The sequence below is a fragment of the Kitasatospora sp. NPDC002227 genome (assembly GCF_040296285.1).
Lineage (GTDB): Bacteria > Actinomycetota > Actinomycetes > Streptomycetales > Streptomycetaceae > Kitasatospora.
This window is the reverse complement of sequence record NZ_JBEOWY010000013.1, coordinates 56,572-69,721: the sequence shown is the minus strand read 5'-3', so window position 1 is coordinate 69,721 and position 13,150 is coordinate 56,572. Positions and strand designations below refer to the sequence as shown.

At 72.5% G+C, this 13,150-nt stretch carries 13 protein-coding genes; 10 read left to right on the top strand and 3 right to left on the bottom strand.

What is annotated here, in order from left to right; genetic code table 11:
- The first annotated feature begins 140 nt into the window (after window positions 1–140).
- The 4 genes from ABT095_RS14545 (at window position 141) to ABT095_RS14530 (ending at window position 3,360) form a co-directional block, all read left to right on the top strand.
- Entirely contained in the window at window positions 141–731 is a 591-nt protein-coding gene (locus tag ABT095_RS14545; RefSeq protein ID WP_350529723.1) for an AAA family ATPase, read from the top strand.
- Window positions 732–824: 93 nt separating this feature from the next.
- Entirely contained in the window at window positions 825–1,388 is a 564-nt protein-coding gene (locus ABT095_RS14540) for a Pycsar system effector family protein (RefSeq protein WP_350529722.1), read from the top strand.
- 174 nt (window positions 1,389–1,562) lie between these two features.
- Complete coding sequence (locus tag ABT095_RS14535) at window positions 1,563–2,135, top strand: hypothetical protein (protein ID WP_350529721.1); 573 nt, start codon at window positions 1,563–1,565, stop codon at window positions 2,133–2,135.
- A gap of 220 nt (window positions 2,136–2,355) precedes the next feature.
- Window positions 2,356–3,360, top strand: coding sequence for a hypothetical protein (locus ABT095_RS14530; protein ID WP_350529720.1), 1,005 nt, complete (start codon window positions 2,356–2,358; stop codon window positions 3,358–3,360).
- 91 nt (window positions 3,361–3,451) lie between these two features.
- Here ABT095_RS14530 and ABT095_RS14525 read toward each other — a convergent pair whose 3' ends face one another.
- A complete protein-coding gene (locus ABT095_RS14525; protein WP_350529719.1) occupies window positions 3,452–4,018 on the bottom strand; it encodes a hypothetical protein in 567 nt (188 codons plus the stop codon).
- Between the two features lie 407 nt (window positions 4,019–4,425).
- Between ABT095_RS14525 and ABT095_RS14520 the strand changes: the two genes are divergently transcribed.
- The 6 genes from ABT095_RS14520 to ABT095_RS14495 all read left to right on the top strand — a co-directional run bounded on the left by ABT095_RS14520 (window position 4,426) and on the right by ABT095_RS14495 (window position 10,838).
- Complete coding sequence (locus ABT095_RS14520; RefSeq protein ID WP_350529718.1) at window positions 4,426–5,094, top strand: hypothetical protein; 669 nt, start codon at window positions 4,426–4,428, stop codon at window positions 5,092–5,094.
- A gap of 96 nt (window positions 5,095–5,190) precedes the next feature.
- Window positions 5,191–5,376 (top strand): hypothetical protein, encoded by a 186-nt coding sequence (locus ABT095_RS14515; RefSeq protein WP_350529717.1) that lies wholly within the window; start codon window positions 5,191–5,193, stop codon window positions 5,374–5,376.
- Between the two features lie 160 nt (window positions 5,377–5,536).
- Window positions 5,537–6,313, top strand: coding sequence for a hypothetical protein (locus ABT095_RS14510; protein ID WP_350529716.1), 777 nt, complete (start codon window positions 5,537–5,539; stop codon window positions 6,311–6,313).
- A complete protein-coding gene (locus ABT095_RS14505) occupies window positions 6,270–7,892 on the top strand; it encodes a hypothetical protein (protein WP_350529715.1) in 1,623 nt (540 codons plus the stop codon). The genes ABT095_RS14510 and ABT095_RS14505 overlap by 44 nt, the downstream gene beginning before the upstream one ends.
- 392 nt (window positions 7,893–8,284) lie before the next feature.
- Window positions 8,285–9,949, top strand: a complete 1,665-nt coding sequence (locus ABT095_RS14500; protein ID WP_350529714.1) for a DUF4209 domain-containing protein — start codon at window positions 8,285–8,287, stop codon at window positions 9,947–9,949.
- Window positions 9,950–10,094: 145 nt separating this feature from the next.
- Complete coding sequence (locus ABT095_RS14495) at window positions 10,095–10,838, top strand: hypothetical protein (RefSeq protein WP_350529713.1); 744 nt, start codon at window positions 10,095–10,097, stop codon at window positions 10,836–10,838.
- A 240-nt stretch (window positions 10,839–11,078) separates the two neighbouring features.
- Here ABT095_RS14495 and ABT095_RS14490 read toward each other — a convergent pair whose 3' ends face one another.
- Together ABT095_RS14490 and ABT095_RS14485 are read right to left on the bottom strand one after the other, a co-directional pair.
- Window positions 11,079–11,891 carry a hypothetical protein gene (locus ABT095_RS14490; RefSeq protein ID WP_350529712.1) on the bottom strand — a complete coding sequence of 271 codons (813 nt, stop codon included), beginning with the start codon at window positions 11,889–11,891 and terminating at the stop codon, window positions 11,079–11,081.
- A gap of 201 nt (window positions 11,892–12,092) precedes the next feature.
- Window positions 12,093–13,034 (bottom strand): helix-turn-helix domain-containing protein, encoded by a 942-nt coding sequence (locus ABT095_RS14485; protein WP_350529711.1) that lies wholly within the window; start codon window positions 13,032–13,034, stop codon window positions 12,093–12,095.
- Between the last annotated feature and the right edge of the window lie 116 nt (window positions 13,035–13,150).

Genomic DNA, 13,150 nt, shown 5'->3' with positions numbered 1-13,150 from the left:
GCGGCAGCGCACCGGCGACCGCCCGGTTGTGCTCCGCGCCCTGCCCGCCGCGTGACCACCGCCACCACGGCCTCGCCCGCGACCGCCGGACGGCGGTGCGGACGGGGCCGTTGCCGTTCCACAGCGAAGGGAACCCCTCGATGACCACCACGACTCCGTCCGAGCACGACCACCAGGTCGAGCGCGGCACAGCGGCCGGCAGCGTCCGCACCACCACCTTCGACAGCGGTCACCAGGTTCCGGAAGGCCAGGTCCTCGGGCCGGTCCGAGCCGGGGATGCCGTGGTGATGATCGGGGCCAGCGGCTCCGGCAAGTCCTCGCTCCTGGCCGGCGTCCAGGACCAGGTCGTCAGCCTCGACCGCCTCCGCGCCCTGATCTCGGCGGCCGGTGACCAGTCGGCCACCGCCGACGCGATCTTGCTCCAGCACCAGCTGCTGACCATGCGTCTGAGCCGGGGCCGAACGACGTACATCGACAACGTGTCCAGCCTGAGTCACCACAGGAGGCACCTGGTCGACCTCGCCCACGCGCACGGCCGCCGAGCCGTCGCGCTCTGGGTGGACACCCCGGTCGAGACCAGCGTCCAGCGAAACGCGCTCAGGCCCGATCACCTGCGCGTACCGGAGGACGTCCTGCGCGAGCAGCACCGGGAGATCGGCGACGCCGCCGAACTCCTGGAACTCCTGCGAGTGGAGGGCTTCGACGAGATCCTCCACCACCGCAGCACCTGACCAGCACGCGGAGCTCCGCACCGAACCGCCGGGCAGCGCCTCCGGGCGCGGCCCGGCCCCAGCCCGCCCCACCACCACGAAGGAGAACTACGGATGAGCGCCACCAACGCGACCACGGGCCAGGCCGCCGGGCAGACCCCCACCGTGCCCAACCCGACCCCCAGCGGCAGCGCGACGGCGGAGACCACCGCCGGCGTCGGCGGCACGCCGTCCGCCTACACCACCGACCATGCCCTCGCCGACGAGCTGGCGGCCGTCACCGGCGACCTGCTGCGAACGGAGCCGAAGAGCAGTTTGATCTTCACTTCCGCCACTGCGGCGATCGCCGGAATCGCCCTCATGCCGAAGATGCCGCCAGCCGCCCTCGTCCTGGCCTCCGTCGGCATGGCCGCGACCCTGGTCGCCACGGTGCTGGCCACCGTGGTGGTGACACCCCGTCTCGACCGCACCCGGTCCACGAGCTTCACCCGCTGGGCGGCGATGAGGCCGGAGGAGATCCCGGCCGCCCTCGCCGTCGACCACCGGGCCGAGCGCCTGCACAAGCTCAGCCGGCTGGTCGAATGGAAGATGACCTTGCTGATCTGGGCCAACGTCAGCTCCATCCTCGCCATCGTCGCCATCGGCCTGGCCGCGATCATCACGAAGTTCACCGCGTAGCCCCAGCAGGTGCGCTCCGCGGGTGTTGCCGGGAAACGGTGCCGCCCGCGGAGCGCACCGGCCACAATCGGTCCGGCCCGACCTCCGGCGGCAACCCGGTGGCCGGAGCACGAGTCCGGGAGAGCTGCACGGCACATCGCGCGCGCCGGACGGCGCGCAGAAGGGACCACAAGCGTGAACGCACTTCCGCACCCCCAGCAGCAGGGCGACGGCCCCGACGGCCACCCCTCCGACCGAGAACTGGCCGCAGCCCTCGCCGCCGGCACCGTGCTCCTCGAGCTGCCGTACCGCGGTCACCGCGTCCAGGCCGTCAGCACCGACTTCGGGGTGTTCGGCCGGCGCGACGTCCTCGGGTGCCTGGGGGAGATCGCACCGCACACCATGAACCAGTGGACCCGGTTCCCCGACCCGCAGACCGCCACGGCGTGGTGCCGCAACGTCCTCGCCGAGAGCCTCTACCGCGTCGGCCCGGCCAGCGTCGGCCGGTACTTCGCGGTCTGGCACGGCACGGGCTGGGCGGCCGAGATCGACCTCGGCCGCCAGCGCTACGCCCTCGCGACGGGCACGCCCCCGGCCGCCACCTACGACGTCCTGGACGCCCGCGAGGACGCCGACGAGCCGCTGGATGCGGTCGAGGCCCGCGGCTGGGCCTGGCTTCTCGACAGGATGCCGCACCCCGTCTCCCAGTGGCCGCGCAGCATGGCGGACGAGTACCTGCGCCGCGTGCTGATGGCCGGCGTGCAGTAGTCCGCACCACCGGCCGCACAGGAACACGGGCGACGCCTTCGGCCGGCCACGACCGGCGGCGCCGCCCGCACCGCCCGCCGAGAAACCCTGGGCTGACCGACAGGGCCGGGCGCTACCATGCCCGCAGGTCGGTCGAGGACGGAGCAGCGGCCCTCGACCGGCCTGCACGTTCGCGGCCCACCGCAGCGGGCTACTGACGATGCGCGAACCGGGAGTACCGATGGCCGACTTGAGCAAGCAGCCCGAGGCGAGGCCGGTGTTCGACCCCGCTGTCCCGGCCCAGACGCAACACGCCCTGGTCCACGTGGCCGACGCCTGCCCCGAACTCCTCGCCGACGCCGACGAGACGGGCCGGCTGGGACTTCGCTCCCGCACCAACGGGAAGCTGCTGCGCCGCAGCCTGGGGACGGCCGCGGGAGGCGGGGCCCTTGCGCTGGGAATCTGGATTTTCAAGGCGTGCGGGGGGCTCGGCGAGGACATCGACATGGGCACGTACGAGCCCTTCGACAAGTTCATGCGGAACGCGGTCGACGCCGGCTTGGCGATGGGGCTGATCCTGTTCATCGCCGGGGCCGCGTTCGCGGCTCTCCAGGTGTTCCTGGACACGGGCCACGACGCGGAGATCAACCACCACATCGACCAGGCCCGTGGCCGCTACGTCCATCCGAGCTGGTTGAGCAACGACGCCGCCCTGCTGCTCGGCCGGGCGCAGCACGCGGCCGACACCATCTTCGCCTCCCGGCTCCAGCAGGACGACCTGGGCGGCCTTGGCGCCGCGAACCAGATCCGGCTTTCGCAGTTGCTGTGGGACCTCGCCGACTCCCTTCACCGCTACAGCAGGACCGCGCAGGCCGCCGCCGCGGCGGTCGCCGACAGCCTGGAGGTCGACCAGCTGCTGGCGGCCGAGCGAGAGGTGCTCGACGCTGTCCTGGCCGGAGCCAAGGAACAGGTCGAGGCGCTGGAGGACTACGCTGCCCGAGCCCAGGAGGTCGACCGGCTCGCCGCCGACCAGGCGGTGGCGGAGGGGATCGAGGCGCGCAGCGCCGAGGTGCGCGATCTGGTGGCCGGGACCGCCGCCGCGCGGATCGGGGTGGAGGGGATCACCTCGCTCAGCGCGTCCGCCGCGGTGGTGAGCGAGGCCCTCGCCGACGCGCTCCAGGCGGCCCAGGACGCCGCAGCCACCGTGCTGCCGACCCGCTCGGACACCAACCGTCAGCTCCCCTAGAGCAGCGGGGGAGGACCGCTTCGCCTGGCGGCCGGCCTCGTTGCGAGCCGGTCCCGGTGCCCAGGGGCTGGAGCTGTGCTCGGCGGCCGGGTCAGCTGGCCCGCTCCGCGCCGGGCAGGTTCAGGACGCGCCCGCCGGACGGCACCTGGGGGACGTCCCCGGCGGGGAGCCACCAGCCCGGCCGGTCGACGTCGGGCCCGCTCTCCCCATGGTGGAGTACCGTGACGGCCCGGTGCACGCCGGTGACCGCCTCCTGGATCGCGCGGGCCTCGGCCTGCCCGAACTCGGCGAGCCGTTCCGGCAGTCCACCCGGACACAGCCAGAGCAGGTGCCGGCCGAGCTCCCGGAGCCGCGCGTCCCAGTCCGCCGCCAGCTCGAGGTACTTCTTCACCGTCCGGTCCACCGAATGCGCGAAGCCCTCGTCACCGTGGCACCGGCCTTCCACCGCTTCGCCCCGGAGCACCTCCTCGTCGACCCCGTCCAGCTCCTCCCGGAGGTCTGCAACCGCGGCCTGGTAGGAGGCGAGAGCGGCCCGCTGCTCCGAGACCGTGCCGGAGACCGCAGGCGACAGCCGCCCGCCCGGGTCAGTGACCTCTGCCAGGTTGGCCGCTGCCAGGGGGCCAAGGCCCCGGGCGCGGGCAGGAGTTCGGCTGCGCACACCCCGTCCAACGAGCCGGCCGGAAGCCGGACACCGCCCTTGGCGGCACGCGGGGCGCGAGCCCGTCGCGGAGACGGCTGAGCGGTGCAGCGGGAGCGAGGGTCGCACCCGGCGGGCGAACGCCGAGGCCGCCAGGCTCCGGCCGGGTGGACTCCGGCCAGGCAGTTCCGCGGCCACTACCCGCTGCGGCACCCCCCGCCCCGGCGATCTGCCATCATGACGCAGGGCGGCCCGTCACTCAGCGACAGCCGCCGGCCAGGTGATGGCTGGCCGACTTCTCCCCGCATGCGCGGGGTTGGATCATTCAACGCCCCTTCGGGCGCGCACTGCCCTCCCTGCACGGCGCAGGGCGACACCCGGGCCCCGCCACGGGTGTGCACCCCCGTCACCATCTACGAGGAGCCGCCGTGTTCAAGAGCACCGCCACCGATCAGATCGTCTCCGCCGTCACCATGGCGTTCCCGGGGCTGCGGCAGGTCGCACCTCTCGCCTTGGGCTCCGGATTTGACCAGGTGCAGATCGACCGGGACCTGACCGCCCGCTACGCCTGCGGCCAGCTCACCGTGCACGTGAAGGTCGGCCAAGCCGACCACCTCAGCGGTGATCCGGACGACGAGAGCCTGCAGCGGCGGGTCGACGCCCACGCCAGCATGCTGGTTCAGAGGCTGCACCCGACCGAGCTGCCGGCCGGCGAGTGGGCGATGATGGCCCCCGCGGCGGAGATGCACTTTCCGATGGCGTACATCGCGGCGACCGACAAGCTCACCACCCCCGCGTTCGCTGACGCGGTGCTCGCGGTGGTGGCCCAGGCACTCCACTACGCCGCCGCCGCTACCGAGCAGGCCATGCCGGTCGCCGCCGACCTGGCCGAGGAAGTCCGGTGGGCGGCCGAGTGCCCGCCCGACAAGCCGGTGGCCGCCTACGTGCGGGCACGGCGCCGGGAACGCGACAGCGCCCGGCGGGAGCAGCAACTGGACGCGAGCGCGGCGCGCTGGGCCGCGGTGAAGGCTGAGATCGACGAGCACCCGGGGGAGGCCGGGTCCGGGGCCGAGGGCGACGAGCCCCCGGTGCGGTAGCCCCTGTCACGCCGCCAACCAGGCCGGCCGTCAGGCTCCGTGCCCCCGGATCGGTGAACCCCTCCGCGGCACTGCCTGACGGGCCATCATGTTGGCATGGACGACCGCACCCCCGCGCCGGGGTACACCGCTCATCTTGACCAGCTCGGGGCCCGGGCGCGTGATCTGAGTGCGGAGGACCGCAGCCGGATCGAGGAAGCCTCCGCGCGAGTGCACGAGAGCCCGACGCCAGAGGCAGTCGGCGAGCAGCTCGCCGCATTGCGGGCCTCGGGGTTCGAGTAGGTCTTCGGCGCGTACGGGCTGGATCCTCCTGCGCGGCGTCGTCCGGCGCGTGTGCCCCGTCGCACGCCGGTTTCGCGGACCTCCTCGACCCTGGGGCTTGTCAGCCGACGGCCCCATAATGAGCGGACCGCCATGTGGCGGCTTGCGATGGGGAGTGCTGATGGGGTTGTTCCGGTCCGGCCAGGGTGATGCCGTCATCGTGGATCCCGGTTTGCCGAAGCAGGTCGGGGAGACGGTGCGTCTGCTCGCACGACAGCACCCCCAGGTGCTCACCGACCCGTCCGCACCCCTGCCCCGGACCGCGGGCTTCGACTACGGGCGGCTGGCGCTGGGTGCCCGCGGGGTTCTCATCAGCGCCGTCCTCGCCACCGCCGTAGCGGTAGGGCTGAGCTGGTGGATGCCCCGAATGATGGCCGCTATGCAGCCGGACGCGCAGCAGCCCCATTTCTTCCAGCCCATGATCGTGTCGATGGCCGCCCTGGTGGTGATCATCAGTGCCACCCTGGAGTTGCTGCGGGCCCGGGTCGACGGAGGACGCGCCGCGGTCGCCCGTCACCTTGCCAAGGCCCGGGGACACTACCTGCTGCCCGGCCCGGACCTCGACCGCGCCACCTGGGCATCGGCTGTGCGGGCTCGGCGGGCACTGGCCAGTGTCGCAGCCAGTACCTATCTCCTGACCTCCGTCGACGGTCCCGACCACAAGGCGCTCGCCAAGAGCTTCTGGATCCTGGCGCAGGACATGGCCGCCAGCCGCAGCAGCGCGGCCATGGACTCGTTCGCGGCGGCCGTCGAGGTCTACCTCGCAGCCATCGAGGCGGCCGACGCGATCAGCTTGACGCCCACCCGCTCCGGCCCGGACCAGGAGCGGCACGCGAAGGCGATCGAGCGGGCCGATGCAGCCGGCCGCCACGCCATCACGTTGGCGTCAGCCCTCTGACCCCCGCGCCGCCAAGGCCCTGCCCATCCCGGGCGTGGCCTTCGTTATGTCGCACCACCGCGATCGGCGCCAACAGCGGCGGCCATGCCCTGGTCCCAGGACCAGCCATGCACTGCGCTCGGTCACGGCCCGGCCCGCCCCGCCCCCTGCGCGGCGCGCCGGGCCGCACAATGCCGGTGTGGATTCTCAGCGACTTCAGTTGATCAACAGGTACCGCGCACTGCGAGACGTCCCGGACACACAGGTCGCCAAAGCGAAACGCGGCCGGGAGTTCAACCAGTTCCTCGCCGAGGTGCTCACTGCGGGCGGCGCCGAGGCGCGGGCGGACAACCGAGGCCTGGACGGCCGTGACGAGATCGACGTGGTCTTCGCGGTCGACGGTGTCCGCTACATCGCCGAGGCGAAGTGGCTGAACGACGCGGTGAACGACGACCCGATCGGAAAGATCGAAAGGCGCCTGAAGACCCGTCCGCCGGGGGTACGCCCGGCGTTCTTCTCCATGTCCGGCTACATCGACCTGGTCTTGAGGAACGCCGAGACGGACCCGACCGTGGTGCTGCTGGACCGTACCCACGTCGAGATACTGGTGTCGGGCCTGTTCACGCCCTACCAGCTCTTCGACCGCCTGCACACCGTCACCGCCCGCCGCGGCGGCTCCTACGTGAGCGTCACGAACCTGCTCACCCCGGACCTGCCGACCTTCATGCCTGGCTGGCGCGCCGCAGCGCCCGACACCGTTCTGCCAAGCGCCGAGTACGCCCCAGGAGTAACGGTCCGCCCCTTGTGGGCGGGCGTCTCACTCGAAGAGGCGACTGGTCTCACCGGCGTGAGCGAGCACGAGGTACTGGTGACCACCTACGGCGGCGTGCACCGTCTCAACATCACGACTGGTGACCCAGTGACCAGGGAGGACCTCGTACTCGCGGGTCGACGGCACGGGAGCAGCGCTCAGCTCCGCGGCGACAGCGAGCTCCTGGTGCTGACCGAAGAGGTCGTCGTGTCCCGCAGGGACGGCGAGCTGGAAGCGCTCGCCGGCGCGATCACCGGCGCTGGGCGCCTGCTCGCCCACCCCGACGGCAGCGTATGGGCGTTCTCCACAACCGGCCCCACAGGCCCTGTCTATCGGGGCTCCCACACCCTGGTCCGGGTCGGCGACCGGCTCGGCGACGAGCAACGGCACACCATCGAGTTCAGCGGTCAGGTCGACAATGTCGTCTTCACCGCCGATGGCCGGCTCTACCTGGTCGGCGGCAGCAGGAGCGGCCACCTCGACATCGAGCAGAAGATGGCCCTGGACTCGGCTACCTGGCGCGACGGGCCGCCGGCGCGCTGCGACGCGCTGCTCGCCCTGGACGCGCAGACCATCCTCAGCGCTGGCCCAGACCCGGGCGGGGCGGCCGTTGTAGTCCACCGGACCGACGTGGCCACCAACCGGCACTCACTGGTGTGCCGCCTACCTGGCCTCAACCGGGCGACGGCACTCGTACTTCGCGGTGACGGCCGAGTCCTGCTGCTGGCCGACAACCGCGGCAACGAACAGGGCCCGCACCCGGTCCTCCTGGAGGTGGAACTGGCCTGAGCGGTCCGAAGGCCCGCAGGTGGGTGTCCTGATGGTCAATCATGTCGGTATGGACGACCTCACTCCGCCACCGGGGCACACCGCCTACCTCGACCAGCTCGGGGCCGAGGCCCGCGATCTGGGCGAGGTGGCCCGCAACCGGATCGCAGAGGCCGCGGCACGGGTGCAGGGACGACCCGGCGCCCGGGGTGGTCGGTGCGCTGCTGGCCGAACTTCAGGCAGCTGGACTCGAGTAGGGCCGGGGGCCCGTGGGGTCGCCCCGACCACCAGCAACGGGCGCCGCGCTCGAACGCTGCTGCCCAAGGCGCAGGACACCTGAGCCGGAGGCGCGAAAACGGGTGGGCCCGGGCTGCGCCGACTCCGATACTGCTGGTGACGAAAGCGAGGCCCCCGTGCTCCGGATCGAGCCGAGCGTGCTCACCATGCTGACGAAGGCGCAGAACTCCACCTCCCACACCGCTACCGCGTTCGCGCTCAGAACCATGGACGCCGGCTCGAACGCGGCTGTGGAGCAGCGGGACGCCCTCGTTGCGGCCCTGCTCCGTCACCCCCGCGACGTGGCGAGGGCCCGGAAGGAAGCGGGGCCGACGCCGCCGGCCCCGCCGTCACCGGTCGAGTTGGAGATCTGGAGCCTGTACGCGGACGAGGTGGACAACCCCCTCGTTCGTGGCCACCTCCACCACCTGCTGCTCGACGCCGGTCACGGCCGAACACCCGATCATGTCCGCGGCGCGGCCGGCGGCTACCTCGACGCGGCGCGGCACCTCCTGACGGGTGCCCAGGTCGGCCACGCGCTCCCGCGGGCCGCCGCGTGCCTGACGACGGCGGGGGAGCTGGCCCTGAAGTTCAAGCAGCACGACCTCCGGGACCAGGCGATCACGGACGCCGTCGCCCTCGCCGAGCGACTCCTGGGCGCAGCCGAGGACGAGGGCCGGGTCCTCCTGGTCGTCCTGAAGGGGCTGCAGGCCATGAAGTACGACGTGGCGGACTTCGCCGAGCGGGCGGCCGACCGCTTCGTCCAGGACGTGGACGACCGGATTGGCTTCCTCGACGTGCTGCGTAGGGACGCGCCCCAGAGCCGCTACGCCGAGATCGACTCCGCCGTGGTCCACGCCCTCCTCGACGCAGCCGAGGACACCGACTCCGGGCACCGCCGCCTGTACTTCCGGACCCGGGCGGCGACCGAGGCGCAGAAGCGGGGCCTGCCCAGCCTGCGGGCACGAGCCGAGAGGGCCCTGCAGCACACCACGGTGGAGTGGACCACCATTCGCAACGTGCACACCATCCCGCCCTTCCTGATCGCCGGGCAGCGGGCGCTGGTCGACGCCGCCCCCGACCTGCGGAGTGCGCTGTGGCTGACCGTGCCGGACGCCCACCCGGCGATGCGCGCGCAGGAACAGGCCGAGGCCGACGGCGCGCTCGAGGGCCTGCTGCGGATCCCGCGCTCGCGCATCAACCCGGCCGGGCCGGTGTTCGTCCACCCGCCCGTCGACGCCCCCGACGCCGCCGCCGTGGCGATGCAGGTTCACGGCCTGCAGCTGTACGGGGTGCTGACCGCCATTCAGCTCCACCGCATCCACGAGCGATTTCGGCCCGATGAGTTCGACGTGGCCGCCGCCCTGGTCCACGAGACGGTGCTGCCCCAGCCTCGGGCACTAGCCCTCGCCCGTGCCTTCCTTCACTACTGGCTGGAGGACTTCGACGCCGCAGTGTGCGTCGCCCTGCCCAGGGTCGAGGACATCCTCCGGCAGCTCCTGCGCCCCAGGGTCTCCGTCGTCGCTGTGGCCCAGGGTCACCGGCCCGGTGGGGTCGCCATGCTGAACGAACTGCTCCAGAGCATGCAGCAGGCGAGGTACCCGGCGGACTGGAGCAGGGCACTGGAACTCCTCCTGGTCGATTCCGACCGCGGAATGAACCTGCGCAACGACACCTTGCACGGCCTGACTGACACCCCGCCCAGGCACCACGCCGCGCTCATTCTGCAGGCCGCGCTGTACCTGCTCAGCCATGCCCACGGGCAGCGCACGGCACCCGCGACGACGGACGGCCCCCTCTGAGCGAGAGCCAGCCGCAACCGGGCCGCCCCGGCGGGGCGGGTGCGGTCGTCAACCGTTCCGTCCCGCCGCGCAAAACGGGCTGCACCCGGCTGCACCGGTCGGCCACAATGCCCCTGAAGCACCGCGCTGATCAGGAGGAACGTCGATGGGTCACGAACGCTCGGTAGCCCCGCCCGGGTTGCGCCGAGTCCTCCAGGACCTCGTGCACGCCGAGGAGGAGAACGCGGTACCGACCCTCGCGGCCTGGCTCGACGTCCCGGTGCCCGCCGGCCTGTGGGGCCGGGACCTGCCCGAGTGGGTCAACGAGCAGTTGCAGCGGCTGCCGGATCCCAAGGTCTTCGACCTGCTGGAGCAGGCTCTGCGCTCAAACGGAAGGGGGTTGTGGTCGTCCTACGACGAACGGGTCAACAAGATCCTCAAGGAGGCCGGGATCGGACTCGTGATGATCGACGGCTCCTTCATCGAGGACGACGAGGGTGCCGAGGAACTCGACGTCCAGGACGCCACCACCGGCCCGCTGACCCTGCTCGCCGGGAAGTACGCCACCGCCCGCGAGCACTGGGCCAAGGCCCTGGTCGCCCAGAAGGCCGGCGACGACCGCCTGGCCGTCGCACTGGCCGTCAACACCCTGGAGGGCGTCGTCAAGATCGCCTCCGGACAGAAGGACATCAATGCGGGTCTGCGACGCCTGTTCCCCGAGGGCGAGCGCACCCCGCTGTGCCAGGCGATCAACCAGCTCCACAACTTCGGCTCCGCGATGCCGTGGGTGCGCCACGGTGGCGGCCAGAAGGACGTGAAGCTGACCCGGATCGAGGCCCTGGGCGTGGTCCGGGCCGCCGCCGTGTGGATCGTCATGCTGATCAACCTGGACAAGGAGGGCCGCTTCTAGGACCCGGCGTCCGGGGAGGTCGGCCCGCTGACGCCGCCAGGCGGCACCGTCACAGCAGGAGGTCGGCCGTCGCGTGGGCGTTCGCGGCGCCGGCCAGGGCCCGCTCGTCGGAGTCGTCTGCGGCCTTCATCGCCTGCCGGCCGGGCAGCAGGTGCTCTGCCCGACCAGGCTCTCCACGCCTTGGTTCGCCAAGATCAGGACTGCCAGCTCGACCGCAGGCGGCGAGTCGGACAGGCAGGGCTATTTCCCGGCGCGGTTCATGGTGGTGCGGGCGATGCCGCTCACCGCCTGCATCTCGGTGGCGGTGACGCCGGTGGCCTTGGCCCAGGCGAGCAGCGGGTCGCGGAGGTCGCGGCCAGCGGCCCATCCGGCGAGCAGGTTCCGGGCGATGTGGCGGCCGAGCGGCGCCCCCTCCTCCATCGGGTCCCAGGTGGGCCGGGGCAGTTCCCAGCCCGTCGGGGCGGGCGCCCCGAGGTCCGCGGCGGCCAGGGCGACCAGCTGGGCGGTGCGGAGCTCGGCGGACTTCCGCTCGGCGACCAGGCCGGCGAGCTTGCGCATGTCGATTCGCCCCGGACGGGCGGGGAACCCGAGCGCGGGGGCACCGGTCGGGGCGCCCGTGGCCTGCTCGGACTCCTCGTCGGTGGCCGCCTCGGTGAGCGTGCGGATGGCCCCGACGATGTAGTCGTTCTCGCCGTAGAGGAGTTCGTCGTGGTCGTCTGCCGCGACGTTCCCGAGCTGGGGGAGCTCGGCGATCTGCTCCTCCAGCGCGGGCACGGCCGCCAGGATGCGCAGCACGCGCAGCCAGGGCTCGACCAGGCCGGCGGCGGTCTTGGTCTCGGCCTCCCAGTCGTCACGGGAGCACTGCCGCTCGGCGTAGGCCAGGGTGGACCGCCCATCCATCAGCCACATTCGGCCGCCGCGTTCCCGCCAGGTGTGGTTGCGGTTGGATCGGTCCCGCCACTCCAGCCAGCCCCAGGGGGCTGCGGCGACGTAGACGCCCTGCTCGCGGACGCCGGGCTGCGAGCGCTCGACCTCGATGACCTCAAGTCCCATAACGGTTAGCTCCTCTGACGGGTTCTCGGCTTCCCGGACCACTGTAGCGATCGCTACGCTCAATGTGTAGCGATCGCTACAAGGTGGATGCCCAGGCCAGCCTGCGGAGCCCACCCGAACCGCAGGCTGGCAGATGCTGCCAGTGAGCGATGCCCCTGCCGCGGTCCCCGGAACGTCCCGCGATCGCCCGAGCGGCCGACGCTACGGGCGCGGGGGCGCCGCCCGGTAGAGGGCGGGGACCTGCGCGGCTCCGCGGCGGTGGAGCCCTGCAGGGGCGGTCCAGTGGGCCGGCGGCCAGGGGAGGGCGAGTTCGGGCCCGCAGGCGGCCGGGCTCTTGACCGTGTCGAGCACGGCCAGGAACCTCAGCTCGCCGCCGACCGGACTCAGGACGGGTACGGCGTAGATCCGGCCGTCGTGCTCGGCCATCCACGGGGTGCCGCAGCCGACGCAGAACCAGCCCTGGCTCGTCCAGGACGTCTTGAGCGTCTCGCCGTTCACCGTGCCCAGCGCGAAGCGGTCGGCACCGGCGCCGCAGGGGCACCCGGTGACCGAGCGGTAGAGGCCGATGTCGGGCACCGAGTCGCGCTGGACTCCGAACCACCCGGCGGCGATGCCCAGGGTGCGGGCCAGGGCGGTACGCTGCCGGGCGTCCGGACGGGTGCGCCCCGCGATCCACCGGGCGATGTGGTGGTACTCCACCCGAGCGCCTTCCGCCAGCCACTTCGCGCTCTGGCCGGATGCGGCGTGCAACAGGCGCAGCCGGCGCGCCAGCGCGTCGAGCTGGTGGATCTCCCAGCAGCGGTGGCCCTCCAGCTCGGCACGGGCCTGGACCGGGTCCTCCCCGGCGGCCGTGGCCCGCAGCGCCGCACGCTGCAGGTGTGCGTCGGCCAGCCAGGCGCGGGCCTGCGGCTCGTCCCACGGCTCGTCGTAGCAGAGGGAGTTGACGATGTCGCCAGCGATCTGGAGCTCCAGGGCCGGGTCCGTGGTGCCCGCGCCGGCTTCGAACGCGGTGGCCAGGAGCCGTTGCAGGACAGTGAGGCCCACCGGGCCCACTCCTTCGCAGAGCAGTGCGGTGGCAGCGTCGACCGCCCGCAGCAGCCGTCGCTCACTGCTCTTGTCCCACCGCTCCAGCATGCTGCGCACCCACGTCCTCGGGCCGGCGCCGCGCGGCCAGCGTGGGCAGCAGGCTATCGGCCGGCTCCCGCCGCCTCGGCCGTGTTGACCCTTTCGAGTGAATAGGGATCACCGCAAGCTCGTGC

What these genes read in the sequence shown, in the direction of transcription:
- ABT095_RS14545 (WP_350529723.1), top strand. Translation starts at nt 141, where the DNA reads ATGACCACCACGACTCCGTCCGAGCACGACCACCAGGTCGAGCGCGGC.
- ABT095_RS14540 (WP_350529722.1), top strand. Translation starts at nt 825, where the DNA reads ATGAGCGCCACCAACGCGACCACGGGCCAGGCCGCCGGGCAGACCCCC.
- ABT095_RS14530 (WP_350529720.1), top strand. Translation starts at nt 2,356, where the DNA reads ATGGCCGACTTGAGCAAGCAGCCCGAGGCGAGGCCGGTGTTCGACCCC.
- ABT095_RS14515 (WP_350529717.1), top strand. Translation starts at nt 5,191, where the DNA reads ATGGACGACCGCACCCCCGCGCCGGGGTACACCGCTCATCTTGACCAG.
- ABT095_RS14510 (WP_350529716.1), top strand. Translation starts at nt 5,537, where the DNA reads ATGGGGTTGTTCCGGTCCGGCCAGGGTGATGCCGTCATCGTGGATCCC.
- ABT095_RS14505 (WP_350529715.1), top strand. Translation starts at nt 6,270, where the DNA reads ATGCAGCCGGCCGCCACGCCATCACGTTGGCGTCAGCCCTCTGACCCC.
- ABT095_RS14495 (WP_350529713.1), top strand. Translation starts at nt 10,095, where the DNA reads ATGGGTCACGAACGCTCGGTAGCCCCGCCCGGGTTGCGCCGAGTCCTC.
- ABT095_RS14490 (WP_350529712.1), bottom strand. Translation starts at nt 11,891, where the DNA reads ATGGGACTTGAGGTCATCGAGGTCGAGCGCTCGCAGCCCGGCGTCCGC.